Genomic DNA, 12,886 nt, shown 5'->3' with positions numbered 1-12,886 from the left:
GACATGGCTGTATATGGCAGAATCGAAGAAGTATCCGAAACGATACAGAGTAATGACATTGAAAATAGATTGGATAGGAACCTTGAATCTCATGTAGAAAAAGAAGAACAGGTAGCTTTCCCGTTTTTCAGACTCATCATTGGAAGTACGATTGCAACGTTTTTTTCTGTGGTGATACCTTTACTTTTAGATATGGTAAGTCCCTCTCAGGCGCAGGATTTGTATATAGGGTGGGCTTGGCATCAGGGAGGACAGCTCTACAGTAGCTATTATGCTAGTCACGGTCTTATTTATTACTTGCTACTTTACATCACCCAAGGAGGCATTCTTTTTGCCTTGGTAGAATGGCTAGCCCTCTTAGGAGGAGGTTATTTCCTCTTTTCTTCAACTGACTATCTGACGGGACAAAGGGAGCAAGCCAAGCAACTCTTAACCATATTTTATATTTTGGTATCCGGTCTCGGTTTTGGAGGAGGATATGCTACGATTTTAGCTTTGCCATTTCTGTTTGCAGGATTTTCGTTCATAGCAGCTTATCTATCAAATCCTAACCATGACAAGGGATTTCTACGTCTGGGGATTTTCTTGGCCCTATCATTTTTCATAGAGCCTCTTACAAGTCTTTTCTTTATTGCAGTAGTAACGATTGGTTTATTTGTCTTTAATGTTGGGCATGGCCGCCTTGCTCATGGAGTTTATCAGTTTTTTGCAGCAGCACTTGGCTTTTCTCTCATCTTTTACCCAGTAGGATATTATGTTCTTGCTTCAGGTGGTTTTGGAGAGGCTCTAGGGAGTCTTTTATATCCGATTGATTCCCTTCAGGTCTTGAATCCTCAACTAATGGATAATGTTGTATTCTATGGTTTGTTGACCTTTGGTTTAGGAGCTCTCTTCCTTGTTTTTCTAGGATTGTTCCAATCAAAGGCATCAAGATTATATGTTATTTCAGTACCAGCTAGTTTTACTTTCTTATTTGTATTAGCCTTGTTGCTTTTTTCTCAAGAACCTCTTCACGGTTCGCGTTTGATTCTAATCCTTCCATTTTTACTCCTTCTTTTGATGACCAGTATTCGTGGGAAACATTCAGCTAGAGGAGCTCGTCGTCGGAGAAGAGAGGAAGTTCCTACTCTATGGAAAAAATTCATGAAAGGGAATCTCTACTTACCGATCCTAGTGGTGGTTTATCTGATTGCAATTCCTTTTGTAGCTCGTTTTGTCTTGCATCCAGCTTCTTATAGAGAACAACATCAAGTGGTAGATAGAGTCAAACAAGAGACGAGTGATGGTGACCAAATCTATATTTGGGATTCACATGTTCAGATGTATAAAGAAAGCCAGCGTTTGGCTGGATCCATGTTCCCATCGCCTCTTCTTTACACGAGTACAGAAGAGAATAAAACTAGTTTACTCAATGACTTGAAAGAAAACCAACCTAAGGTGATTGTGGTGAACGATAAGGTAGCAGTCTGGTCTGAAGTGGAGACACTCTTAAAAGAAAATTACCAACCAGTAAAGACTGATTACTCAGAGTTTAAAGTCTATAAAATTAAATAACTAAATCAATATCTTGTGTATTTTTAAAAATTTTAGGATTTTTAACACAAGATATTGATTTTTCTTTTTAGAGTGGTATAATACTTTTTAGAAAGAACATTTTAGAAAAGAGCATGCATATGATTGCACTAGAAGAAAAAATTACAATTTTGCCAACTCTCTTCGTTGAAAAACGAGATGGGAGACGTGTTGTATTTGATGTGGACAAGATTGACAAGGCTCTCCACAAGGCGGCTGACAAGGTTATGGATGTGACACCCCTGGTCGAAAAACGCCTCAATGCTCTGACCGAGCGAATTGTCACAGAAATTCATAGTCGCTTTCCACAGGGGGTTAAGATTTACGAAATTCAAAATATCGTAGAACATGAACTCCTTGAAGCCAAAGAATATGCGCTAGCTGAGGAGTATATTACTTATCGGACACAAAGGGATTTTGAGCGTTCAAAAGCGACAGATATCAACTTTAGCATCCATAAACTTCTCAACAAAGACCAGGCCGTTGTCAATGAAAATGCTAATAAAGACAGCGATGTCTTTAATACCCAGCGTGATTTGACGGCGGGGATTGTTGGGAAATCAATCGGACTGCAAATGCTCCCTAAGCACGTAGCCAATGCCCACCAAAAGGGGGATATCCACTATCATGATTTGGATTATAGCCCCTACACACCTATGACTAACTGCTGTTTGATTGATTTTAAAGGTATGTTGGAGAATGGCTTTAAGATTGGAAATGCAGAGGTAGAAAGTCCCAAGTCTATCCAGACTGCGACAGCTCAGATTTCTCAAATTATCGCCAACGTTGCTTCTAGCCAGTACGGTGGCTGTTCAGCTGACCGTATCGATGAAGTTTTGGCGCCTTATGCAGAGAAGAATTACCAAAAACACCTCAAGGATGCGGAAGAATGGGTCTTACCTGACAAACGGGAAGATTACGCTTGGAAGAAAACGCAAAAGGACATCTATGATGCCATGCAATCTCTCGAGTATGAAATCAATACTCTCTTCACTTCAAATGGGCAAACACCTTTTACTTCACTAGGTTTTGGTCTGGGAACCAATCGTTTTGAGCGTGAAATTCAAAAAGCTATCTTGAACATCCGAATCAAGGGACTTGGTTCAGAACACCGCACAGCTATCTTCCCTAAACTTATCTTCACGCTTAAAAGAGGACTCAACTTAGAAGAAGGGACTCCCAACTACGACATTAAGCAGTTGGCTCTTGAGTGTGCAACCAAGCGGATGTACCCAGATGTCTTGTCTTATGATAAGATTATCGAATTGACAGGTTCCTTCAAGGTTCCGATGGGATGTCGTTCATTCCTTCAAGGATGGAAGGATGAAAATGGAGTTGAAGTTAACTCTGGCCGTATGAATCTAGGGGTGGTGACGGTCAATCTTCCTCGTATTGCCCTTGAGTCTGAAGGTGATATGAATAAGTTCTGGGAAATCTTTAACGAGCGGATGAACATTGCAGAAGATGCTCTAGTTTATCGTGTCGAACGGACCAAGGAAGCAACACCAGCAAATGCTCCTATCCTTTATCAATACGGTGCTTTTGGTCATCGTCTAGGTAAAGAAGAAAGCGTTGACCAGCTCTTTAAGAATCGTCGTGCGACAGTTTCACTAGGCTATATCGGTTTGTACGAAGTAGCGACAGTTTTCTTTGGTAACAGCTGGGAAAGTAATCCAGATGCTAAGGAATTCACGCTAGACATCATTCGCGATATGAAACGCCGTGTAGAAGAGTGGTCAGATCAATATGGCTATCATTTCTCTATCTACTCAACACCATCTGAAAGTTTGACAGACCGTTTTTGTCGACTAGATACAGACAAGTTTGGCTCTATTCCTGATATTACAGATAAGGAATACTACACCAACTCTTTCCACTACGATGTTCGTAAAAATCCAACACCGTTTGAAAAATTGGATTTTGAGAAAGTCTATCCAGAAGCAGGTGCGTCGGGTGGTTTCATCCATTATTGTGAGTATCCAGTCCTTCAGCAAAATCCAAAGGCCTTGGAAGCTGTCTGGGACTATGCCTATGACCGTGTGGGCTATCTTGGGACCAATACACCAATTGACCGTTGCTACAAGTGTGACTTTGAAGGGGATTTTGAACCAACTGAGAGAGGATTTGCTTGTCCTAACTGTGGCAATAGCGACCCTAAAACAGTAGACGTTGTTAAACGGACTTGTGGCTATTTAGGTAATCCTCAAGCGAGACCGATGGTCAATGGGCGTCACAAGGAAATCGCAGCGCGTGTCAAACACATGAATGGTTCAACGATTAAAATAGCTGGCCATCAAGTAACAAATTAGAAAGAACTGAAATGGGAAAATATCAATTAGATGATAAGGGACGTGCACAAGTGACCCGTTATCACGAGAAACACTCTAAAGGTGGAGCTGGTAAGAAAGAACACTTGCTCAACCTCAGAGAACAATTTTTAAATAAGAATAAGAAGAAATAAAAGTGAGAGTCAGCTCTCGCTTTTCTCTTAGTGGGAGGTAAGGATGGAATTACGCAGACCAAGTTTAGCAGATAAAGAAACAGTTTTAGAGATGATGGAAGAGTTTGAAAAATATCAGTCGCCTCACGACGGTGGTTTCTGGGATACAGAAAATTTTTCTTATGAGGAATGGTTGGAAAGTAATCAGAATCAGGAAATGGGGATTAATTTGACTGAAGGATGGGTTCCCGCAATTCAGTTAGTAGCTTTTTCTGTGAAAGGTAAAGCAATTGGATTTCTTAATCTCCGGTTGCGCCTCAGTAACTTTTTACTAGAAGAAGGTGGCCACATTGGCTACTCCATTCGTCCATCAGAAAGAGGCAAGGGTTATGCTAAGGAAACTCTCCGTCAGGGCTTGCAAGTTGCTAAGGAAAAGAATATCAAGAAAGCTCTGGTGACCTGTAGCGTGAATAATCCTGCTAGCAGAGCAGTCATTTTAGCAAATGGTGGGCTCCTTGAGGATGTTCGTGATGGTGTAGAGCGTTATTGGATAGAGGTAGCGAATGAATAATCCAAAACCACAAGAATGGAAAAGCGAGGAACTCAGTCAAGGGCGTATCATTGACTACAAGGCTTTTAACTTTGTGGATGGAGAAGGTGTGCGGAATTCCCTCTATGTATCAGGCTGCATGTTTCACTGTGAGGGGTGCTATAATGTAGCTACCTGGTCCTTCAATGCTGGCATTCCCTATACAGCAGAATTAGAAGAACAGATCATGGCAGACCTTGCCCAGCCCTATGTTCAAGGATTGACCTTGCTGGGAGGGGAACCTTTTCTCAATACTGGCATTCTTTTGCCACTCGTGAAGCGTATTCGGAAAGAATTGCCAGATAAGGATATCTGGTCCTGGACGGGCTATACATGGGAAGAAATGATGTTGGAAACTCCAGATAAACTGGAACTATTGTCGTTAATTGACATCCTTGTCGATGGACGGTATGACCGAACTAAGAGAAATCTCATGCTCCAGTTTCGAGGTTCGTCCAATCAACGCATCATCGATGTGCAAAAATCACTCAAAAGTGGGCAAGTAGTGATTTGGGACAAGCTCAATGATGGAAAAGAAAGCTATGAACAGGTGAAGAGAGAGTGAAGAAAAAAGACTTAATAGAAGAACTGGTCTCAGAAATAAAAGCAGGAAAAGTCAAGACACTGGGAATATACGGTCATGGTGCTTCAGGTAAATCGACCTTTGCAGAGGAATTGTACCAAGCTTTAGATTCTACTACAGTAAATTTGCTAGAAACAGATCCTTATATCACCTCTGGACGCCATCTGGTAGTACCAAAGGACGCGCCGAATCAAAAGGTGACAGCCTGTCTTCCAGTGGCGCATGAACTGACGAGTTTGCAGCGAGATATTCTGGCCTTACAGGCGGGTATGGATATCTTAACAATTGAAGAACCTTGGAAGGCTAGTGAGGTCTTGTCTGGAGCAAAACCAATTCTGATTGTCGAAGGGATGTCTGTTGGCTTTTTACCCAAAGAACTCTTTGACAAAACTATCTGTTTCTACACGGATGAGGACACCGAATTAAAGTGGCGCCTAGCTCGAGATACGACTGTGAGAAATCGTGATGCATCCTTTATATTGGCTAGTCATCAGATGAGACGGGAGCAGTATCTGCAATACTATAAAGAAACTGAGTCTAAGGCGGATATCTTAGTGGACCAATCAGAAGGCAAACTTGAGCTCAAGAGAACTCAATTTATATAGAAGAAAATCCCTAATTCTAGAAAGAAAAAATAGGAAAACATTTTCATGTTAAAAATTTTAAAAAACAGCAACAAATCCCTTGCAATCGCAGGGGCTTTGTGTTATTCTATTATGGTGCTGTAAATTACAGCCTTAGCTTTGATGCAAGAGGTTGCGACACGCTCGGTTGCATTGCCACGCAACACCGCGTCGGTTTTCTTGTGGAGCTAGCCTATTATCTTAAATAGACGAAAAGGAGAAAAAGATGGCAAACAAAAAAATCCGTATCCGTTTGAAAGCTTACGAACACCGTACGCTTGACACAGCGGCTGCAAAAATCGTAGAATCAGCTACTCGTACAGGTGCACAAGTTGCGGGTCCAATCCCACTTCCAACTGAACGTAGCCTCTACACAATCATTCGTGCGACTCACAAATACAAAGACTCTCGCGAACAATTTGAAATGCGTACACACAAACGTTTGATCGATATCGTTAACCCAACTCAAAAAACAGTTGATGCTTTGATGAAATTGGATCTTCCAAGTGGTGTAAACGTAGAAATCAAACTTTAATCTAAAGCTTGATATCTTGAGCATAAAAAACGCTCGTTAAAAACTTTTTGAATAAAAATATAGAAAAGGAACTATTTTCTCATGACAAAAGGAATCTTAGGGAAAAAAGTGGGAATGACTCAAATCTTCACTGAAGCTGGCGAATTGATCCCTGTAACAGTTATTGAAGCAACTCCAAACGTTGTTCTTCAAGTTAAAACTGTTGAAACAGACGGATACAACGCTATCCAAGTTGGTTTTGATGACAAACGCGAAGTATTGAGCAACAAACCTGCTAAAGGACATGTAGCGAAAGCTAACACGGCTCCTAAGCGCTTCATTCGTGAATTCAAAAACGTTGAAGGCTTGGAAGTTGGTGCTGAAATCACAGTTGAAACATTCGCAGCTGGAGACGTTGTTGACGTAACTGGTACTTCTAAAGGTAAAGGTTTCCAAGGTGTTATCAAGCGCCACGGACAATCACGTGGACCAATGGCTCACGGTTCTCGTTACCACCGTCGTCCAGGTTCTATGGGACCTGTTGCACCTAACCGCGTATTCAAAGGTAAAAACCTTGCAGGACGTATGGGTGGTGACCGCGTAACAATTCAAAACCTTGAAGTTGTACAAGTTGTTCCAGAAAAGAACGTTATCCTTATCAAAGGTAACGTACCAGGTGCTAAGAAATCTCTTATCACTATCAAGTCAGCAGTTAAAGCTGGTAAATAATAAGGAAAGGGGAATACAGTCAAAATGGCAAATGTAACATTATTCGACCAAACTGGTAAACAAGCTGGCGAAGTTGTTCTTAACGATGCAATCTTTGGTATCGAACCAAACCAATCTGTTGTGTTTGATGTGATCATCAGCCAACGTGCTAGCCTTCGTCAAGGAACTCACGCAGTTAAAAACCGCTCAGCTGTTTCAGGTGGCGGACGCAAACCATGGCGTCAAAAAGGAACTGGACGTGCTCGTCAAGGTTCTATCCGCTCTCCACAATGGCGTGGTGGTGGAATCGTCTTCGGACCAACTCCACGTAGCTATGCGTACAAACTTCCTCAAAAAGTTCGTCGCCTTGCGCTTAAATCTGTTTACTCAGAAAAAGTTGCTGAAAATAAATTTGTAGCCGTTGATTCTCTTGAATTTACAGCTCCAAAAACTGCTGAATTTGCAAAAGTTCTTGCAGCTTTGAGCATCGATTCTAAAGTCCTTGTTATTCTTGAAGAAGGAAACGAATTCGCAGCTCTCTCAGCTCGTAACCTTCCAAACGTGAAAGTTGCGACTGCTACAACTGCAAGTGTTCTTGACATCGCAAATAGTGACAAACTTCTTGTTACTCAAGCAGCTATCTCTAAAATCGAGGAGGTTCTTGCATAATGAATTTGTATGATGTTATCAAAAAACCTGTAATCACTGAAAGCTCAATGGCTCAACTTGAAGCAGGAAAATATGTATTTGAAGTTGACACTCGTGCACACAAACTTTTGATCAAGCAAGCTGTTGAAGCTGCTTTCGAAGGTGTTAAAGTTGCAAATGTTAACACAATCAACGTAAAACCAAAAGCTAAACGTGTTGGACGTTACACTGGTTTTACTAACAAAACTAAAAAAGCTATCATCACACTTACAGCTGATTCTAAAGCAATCGAGTTGTTTGCTGCTGAAGCTGAATAATCTAAGGAGGAAATATCGTGGGAATTCGTGTTTATAAACCAACAACAAACGGTCGCCGTAATATGACTTCTTTGGATTTCGCTGAAATCACAACAAGCACTCCTGAAAAATCATTGCTTGTTGCATTGAAGAGCAAGGCTGGTCGTAACAACAACGGTCGTATCACAGTTCGTCACCAAGGTGGTGGACACAAACGTTTCTACCGTTTGGTTGACTTCAAACGTAACAAAGACAATGTTGAAGCAGTTGTTAAAACAATCGAGTACGATCCAAACCGTTCTGCAAACATCGCTCTTGTACACTACACTGACGGTGTGAAAGCATACATCATCGCTCCAAAAGGTCTTGAAGTAGGTCAACGTATCGTTTCAGGTCCAGAAGCAGATATCAAAGTCGGAAACGCTCTTCCACTTGCTAACATCCCAGTTGGTACTTTGATCCACAACATCGAGTTGAAACCAGGTCGTGGTGGTGAATTGGTACGTGCTGCTGGAGCATCTGCTCAAGTATTGGGTTCTGAAGGTAAATACGTTCTTGTTCGTCTTCAATCAGGTGAAGTTCGTATGATTCTTGGAACTTGTCGTGCTACAGTTGGTGTTGTCGGAAACGAACAACATGGACTTGTAAACCTTGGTAAAGCAGGACGTAGCCGTTGGAAAGGTATCCGCCCAACAGTTCGTGGTTCTGTAATGAACCCTAACGATCACCCACACGGTGGTGGTGAAGGTAAAGCACCAGTTGGTCGTAAAGCACCATCTACTCCATGGGGCAAACCTGCTCTTGGTCTTAAAACTCGTAACAAGAAAGCGAAATCTGACAAACTTATCGTTCGTCGTCGCAACGAGAAATAATATTAAACTAGTCGCTTAAGCAACTAGTAAATCCGCCAGCTCGGTAGCGCTGCTTGTGAGCGCAAGCCGCTGTGGTACAACATTTAAAGGAGAAAATATAAAAATGGGACGCAGTCTTAAAAAAGGACCTTTCGTCGATGAGCATTTGATGAAAAAAGTTGAAGCTCAAGCTAACGACGAAAAGAAAAAAGTTATTAAAACTTGGTCACGTCGTTCAACGATCTTCCCAAGTTTCATTGGTTACACTATCGCAGTTTATGACGGACGTAAACACGTACCTGTTTACATCCAAGAAGACATGGTAGGTCACAAACTTGGTGAATTTGCACCAACTCGTACTTACAAAGGTCACGCTGCAGACGACAAGAAAACACGTAGAAAATAAGGAGAACATAAATGGCAGAAATTACTTCAGCTAAAGCAATGGCTCGTACAGTACGTGTTTCACCTCGTAAATCACGTCTTGTTCTTGATAACATCCGTGGTAAAAGCGTAGCCGATGCAATCGCAATCTTGACATTCACTCCAAACAAAGCTGCTGAAATCATCTTGAAAGTTTTGAACTCAGCTGTAGCTAACGCTGAAAACAACTTTGGTTTGGATAAAGCTAACTTGGTAGTATCTGAAGCATTCGCAAACGAAGGACCAACTATGAAACGTTTCCGTCCACGTGCGAAAGGTTCAGCTTCACCAATCAACAAACGTACAGCTCACATCACTGTAGCTGTTGCAGAAAAATAAGGAGGTAAAATCGTGGGTCAAAAAGTACATCCAATTGGTATGCGTGTCGGCATCATCCGTGATTGGGATGCCAAATGGTATGCTGAAAAAGAATACGCGGATTACCTTCATGAAGATCTTGCAATCCGTAAATTCGTTCAAAAAGAACTTGCTGACGCAGCAGTTTCAACTATCGAAATCGAACGCGCAGTAAACAAAGTTAACGTTTCACTTCACACTGCTAAACCAGGTATGGTTATCGGTAAAGGTGGTGCTAACGTTGATGCACTCCGTGCGAAACTTAACAAATTGACTGGAAAACAAGTACACATCAACATCATCGAAATCAAACAACCTGATTTGGATGCTCACCTTGTAGGTGAAGGAATTGCTCGTCAATTGGAGCAACGTGTTGCTTTCCGTCGTGCACAAAAACAAGCAATCCAACGTGCAATGCGTGCTGGAGCTAAAGGAATCAAAACTCAAGTATCAGGTCGTTTGAACGGTGCAGATATCGCCCGTGCTGAAGGATACTCTGAAGGAACTGTTCCACTTCACACACTTCGTGCAGATATCGATTACGCTTGGGAAGAAGCAGATACTACATACGGTAAACTTGGTGTTAAAGTATGGATCTACCGTGGTGAAGTTCTTCCAGCTCGCAAAAACACTAAAGGAGGTAAATAACCAATGTTAGTACCTAAACGTGTTAAACACCGTCGTGAATTCCGTGGAAAAATGCGCGGTGAAGCAAAAGGTGGAAAAGAAGTAGCATTCGGTGAATACGGTCTTCAAGCTACAACTAGCCACTGGATCACTAACCGCCAAATCGAAGCTGCTCGTATCGCCATGACTCGTTACATGAAACGTGGTGGTAAAGTTTGGATTAAAATCTTCCCACACAAATCATACACTGCTAAAGCTATCGGTGTGCGTATGGGATCTGGTAAAGGGGCACCTGAAGGTTGGGTAGCACCAGTTAAACGTGGTAAAGTGATGTTCGAAATCGCTGGTGTATCTGAAGAGATCGCTCGCGAAGCGCTTCGTCTTGCTAGCCACAAATTGCCAGTTAAATGTAAATTCGTAAAACGTGAAGCAGAATAAGGAGAAGGCATGAAACTTAATGAAGTAAAAGAATTTGTTAAAGAACTTCGTGGTCTTTCTCAAGAAGAACTCGCGAAGCGCGAAAACGAATTGAAAAAAGAATTGTTTGAACTTCGTTTCCAAGCTGCTACTGGTCAATTGGAACAAACAGCTCGCTTGAAAGAAGTTAAAAAACAAATCGCTCGTATCAAAACAGTTCAATCTGAAGCGAAATAATAGACTAGGGAAGGAGAAATTTCAATGGAACGCAATAATCGTAAAGTTCTTGTTGGACGTGTTGTATCTGACAAAATGGACAAGACAATCACAGTTGTAGTTGAAACAAAACGTAACCACCCAGTCTATGGTAAACGTATTAACTACTCTAAAAAATACAAAGCTCATGATGAAAACAATGTTGCCAAAGAAGGCGATATCGTACGTATCATGGAAACTCGCCCGCTTTCAGCTACAAAACGTTTCCGTCTTGTAGAAGTTGTTGAAGAAGCGGTCATCATCTAATCAAACCTGAAAGGAGAAAACTGAAATGATTCAAACAGAAACTCGTTTGAAAGTCGCAGACAACAGCGGTGCTCGCGAAATCTTGACTATCAAAGTTCTTGGTGGTTCAGGACGTAAATTTGCAAACATCGGTGATGTTATCGTGGCATCTGTAAAACAAGCTACTCCTGGTGGTGCGGTTAAAAAAGGTGACGTTGTTAAAGCAGTTATCGTTCGTACTAAATCAGGTGCTCGTCGTGCTGATGGTTCATACATCAAATTTGACGAAAACGCAGCAGTTATCATCCGTGAAGACAAAACTCCTCGCGGAACACGGATCTTTGGCCCAGTTGCACGTGAATTGCGTGAAGGTGGCTTCATGAAGATCGTGTCACTTGCTCCAGAAGTACTTTAATTTTTAGAAACAAACTAGTCCCCTGGATTTACCTCCAGGGTGCCCTTATGGGCGTAAGAAAAATCAAGGAGAAACCTAATGTTTGTAAAAAAAGGCGACAAAGTTCGCGTAATCGCTGGTAAAGATAAGGGAACAGAAGCTGTTGTCCTTACTGCCCTTCCAAAAGTAAACAAAGTTATCGTTGAAGGTGTTAACGTCGTTAAGAAACACCAACGTCCAACTAACGAGCTTCCTCAAGGTGGGATCATCGAAAAAGAAGCAGCTATCCACGTATCAAACGTTCAAGTTTTGGACAAAAATGGTGTAGCTGGTCGTGTTGGTTACAAATTTGTAGACGGTAAAAAAGTTCGCTACAACAAAAAATCAGGCGAAGTGCTTGATTAATCACGAAGGAAAGGAGAAGTATAATGGCAAATCGTTTAAAAGAAAAATATCTTAATGAAGTAGTTCCTGCTTTGACAGAACAATTCAACTACTCATCAGTGATGGCTGTGCCTAAAGTAGATAAGATCGTTTTGAACATGGGTGTTGGTGAAGCTGTATCAAACGCTAAAAGCCTTGAAAAAGCTGCTGAAGAATTGGCACTTATCTCAGGTCAAAAACCACTTATCACTAAAGCTAAAAAATCAATCGCCGGCTTCCGTCTTCGTGAAGGTGTTGCGATCGGTGCAAAAGTTACCCTTCGTGGTGAACGTATGTACGAATTCTTGGATAAATTGGTTTCAGTTTCACTTCCACGTGTACGTGACTTCCACGGTGTTCCAACAAAATCATTTGATGGACGCGGAAACTACACACTTGGTGTGAAAGAACAATTGATCTTCCCAGAAATCAACTTCGATGACGTTGACAAAACTCGTGGTCTTGACATCGTTATCGTAACAACTGCTAACACTGACGAAGAGTCACGTGCATTGCTTACAGGCCTTGGAATGCCTTTTGCAAAATAATATAGGAGGTAAATCTAATGGCTAAAAAATCAATGATTGCTAAGAACAAACGTCCAGCGAAGTTCTCTACTCAAGCTTATACTCGTTGTGAAAAATGTGGTCGTCCACATTCAGTTTACCGCAAATTTAAACTTTGCCGTGTTTGCTTCCGTGAATTAGCTTACAAAGGACAAATCCCTGGTGTAACAAAAGCATCTTGGTAATTTAAGATATCAAGGGCGTCAAAACTCTAAGTGAAAATAGGAAACTTGACGAAGAAACTGAAGTTTCTAGGAAAGTTTATCTTTTTCACACAGAGTTTAGCCCGGGTTCAGTTGGGCTTGCCAATTTGAACACGAGCTACAGCTTTGGCAAAAAAGACCAATTTTCTTT

At 41.6% G+C, this 12,886-nt stretch carries 21 protein-coding genes; all 21 read left to right on the top strand.

The window, feature by feature from the left end:
• Positions 1 to 3: 3 nt before the first annotated feature.
• The 21 genes from QM818_RS01135 to QM818_RS01035 all read left to right on the top strand — a co-directional run bounded on the left by QM818_RS01135 (position 4) and on the right by QM818_RS01035 (position 12,717).
• Positions 4 to 1,554 carry a hypothetical protein gene (locus tag QM818_RS01135; protein ID WP_024056946.1) on the top strand — a complete coding sequence of 517 codons (1,551 nt, stop codon included), beginning with the start codon at positions 4 to 6 and terminating at the stop codon, positions 1,552 to 1,554.
• 119 nt (positions 1,555 to 1,673) lie between these two features.
• Positions 1,674 to 3,881: an anaerobic ribonucleoside-triphosphate reductase gene (nrdD, locus tag QM818_RS01130; RefSeq protein WP_049546964.1), complete on the top strand. Its 2,208-nt coding sequence runs from the start codon at positions 1,674 to 1,676 to the stop codon at positions 3,879 to 3,881.
• Positions 3,882 to 3,892: 11 nt separating this feature from the next.
• Positions 3,893 to 4,033: a hypothetical protein gene (locus QM818_RS01125; RefSeq protein ID WP_049546949.1), complete on the top strand. Its 141-nt coding sequence runs from the start codon at positions 3,893 to 3,895 to the stop codon at positions 4,031 to 4,033.
• 43 nt (positions 4,034 to 4,076) lie between these two features.
• Positions 4,077 to 4,583: a GNAT family N-acetyltransferase gene (locus QM818_RS01120; RefSeq protein ID WP_049546950.1), complete on the top strand. Its 507-nt coding sequence runs from the start codon at positions 4,077 to 4,079 to the stop codon at positions 4,581 to 4,583.
• Positions 4,576 to 5,166 (top strand): anaerobic ribonucleoside-triphosphate reductase activating protein, encoded by a 591-nt coding sequence (nrdG, locus tag QM818_RS01115; protein ID WP_001064217.1) that lies wholly within the window; start codon positions 4,576 to 4,578, stop codon positions 5,164 to 5,166. Before QM818_RS01120 ends, nrdG begins: the two co-directional genes overlap by 8 nt.
• A complete protein-coding gene (locus QM818_RS01110) occupies positions 5,163 to 5,789 on the top strand; it encodes a uridine kinase family protein (protein ID WP_049546951.1) in 627 nt (208 codons plus the stop codon). Before nrdG ends, QM818_RS01110 begins: the two co-directional genes overlap by 4 nt.
• 244 nt (positions 5,790 to 6,033) lie before the next feature.
• A complete protein-coding gene (rpsJ, locus tag QM818_RS01105) occupies positions 6,034 to 6,342 on the top strand; it encodes a 30S ribosomal protein S10 (RefSeq protein WP_001284513.1) in 309 nt (102 codons plus the stop codon).
• Between the two features lie 81 nt (positions 6,343 to 6,423).
• The gene (gene rplC, locus QM818_RS01100; RefSeq protein WP_000160197.1) at positions 6,424 to 7,050 is read left to right on the top strand and encodes a 50S ribosomal protein L3; all 627 of its coding nucleotides are present in this window, start codon (positions 6,424 to 6,426) and stop codon (positions 7,048 to 7,050) included.
• 24 nt (positions 7,051 to 7,074) lie between these two features.
• A complete protein-coding gene (gene rplD, locus QM818_RS01095; protein ID WP_000024549.1) occupies positions 7,075 to 7,698 on the top strand; it encodes a 50S ribosomal protein L4 in 624 nt (207 codons plus the stop codon).
• Positions 7,698 to 7,994, top strand: a complete 297-nt coding sequence (locus tag QM818_RS01090; protein WP_001055347.1) for a 50S ribosomal protein L23 — start codon at positions 7,698 to 7,700, stop codon at positions 7,992 to 7,994. The genes rplD and QM818_RS01090 overlap by 1 nt, the downstream gene beginning before the upstream one ends.
• 17 nt (positions 7,995 to 8,011) lie before the next feature.
• Positions 8,012 to 8,845 carry a 50S ribosomal protein L2 gene (gene rplB, locus QM818_RS01085; RefSeq protein WP_000512911.1) on the top strand — a complete coding sequence of 278 codons (834 nt, stop codon included), beginning with the start codon at positions 8,012 to 8,014 and terminating at the stop codon, positions 8,843 to 8,845.
• Between the two features lie 103 nt (positions 8,846 to 8,948).
• Positions 8,949 to 9,230: a 30S ribosomal protein S19 gene (rpsS, locus tag QM818_RS01080; protein WP_000533766.1), complete on the top strand. Its 282-nt coding sequence runs from the start codon at positions 8,949 to 8,951 to the stop codon at positions 9,228 to 9,230.
• Positions 9,231 to 9,241: 11 nt separating this feature from the next.
• A complete protein-coding gene (gene rplV / locus QM818_RS01075; protein WP_000818137.1) occupies positions 9,242 to 9,586 on the top strand; it encodes a 50S ribosomal protein L22 in 345 nt (114 codons plus the stop codon).
• Positions 9,587 to 9,598: 12 nt separating this feature from the next.
• Positions 9,599 to 10,252: a 30S ribosomal protein S3 gene (rpsC, locus tag QM818_RS01070; RefSeq protein ID WP_000529936.1), complete on the top strand. Its 654-nt coding sequence runs from the start codon at positions 9,599 to 9,601 to the stop codon at positions 10,250 to 10,252.
• A 3-nt stretch (positions 10,253 to 10,255) separates the two neighbouring features.
• Positions 10,256 to 10,669 (top strand): 50S ribosomal protein L16, encoded by a 414-nt coding sequence (rplP, locus tag QM818_RS01065; RefSeq protein ID WP_000960946.1) that lies wholly within the window; start codon positions 10,256 to 10,258, stop codon positions 10,667 to 10,669.
• Between the two features lie 9 nt (positions 10,670 to 10,678).
• Positions 10,679 to 10,885 carry a 50S ribosomal protein L29 gene (gene rpmC, locus QM818_RS01060; protein ID WP_000772918.1) on the top strand — a complete coding sequence of 69 codons (207 nt, stop codon included), beginning with the start codon at positions 10,679 to 10,681 and terminating at the stop codon, positions 10,883 to 10,885.
• A 24-nt stretch (positions 10,886 to 10,909) separates the two neighbouring features.
• Entirely contained in the window at positions 10,910 to 11,170 is a 261-nt protein-coding gene (rpsQ, locus tag QM818_RS01055) for a 30S ribosomal protein S17 (protein ID WP_000440801.1), read from the top strand.
• A gap of 25 nt (positions 11,171 to 11,195) precedes the next feature.
• Positions 11,196 to 11,564, top strand: coding sequence for a 50S ribosomal protein L14 (gene rplN / locus QM818_RS01050; RefSeq protein ID WP_000616545.1), 369 nt, complete (start codon positions 11,196 to 11,198; stop codon positions 11,562 to 11,564).
• A gap of 78 nt (positions 11,565 to 11,642) precedes the next feature.
• A complete protein-coding gene (rplX, locus tag QM818_RS01045) occupies positions 11,643 to 11,948 on the top strand; it encodes a 50S ribosomal protein L24 (RefSeq protein ID WP_084862773.1) in 306 nt (101 codons plus the stop codon).
• A gap of 23 nt (positions 11,949 to 11,971) precedes the next feature.
• Complete coding sequence (gene rplE / locus QM818_RS01040) at positions 11,972 to 12,514, top strand: 50S ribosomal protein L5 (protein ID WP_000013542.1); 543 nt, start codon at positions 11,972 to 11,974, stop codon at positions 12,512 to 12,514.
• A gap of 17 nt (positions 12,515 to 12,531) precedes the next feature.
• Positions 12,532 to 12,717 carry a type Z 30S ribosomal protein S14 gene (locus tag QM818_RS01035; protein ID WP_001085697.1) on the top strand — a complete coding sequence of 62 codons (186 nt, stop codon included), beginning with the start codon at positions 12,532 to 12,534 and terminating at the stop codon, positions 12,715 to 12,717.
• Positions 12,718 to 12,886: the final 169 nt, after the last annotated feature.

Source organism: Streptococcus mitis (assembly GCF_047464035.1).
Taxonomy (GTDB): Bacteria; Bacillota; Bacilli; order Lactobacillales; family Streptococcaceae; genus Streptococcus; species Streptococcus mitis_DX.
Note: the sequence above shows the minus strand (reverse complement) of the source record. Positions and strands in the feature narration are given on the sequence as shown.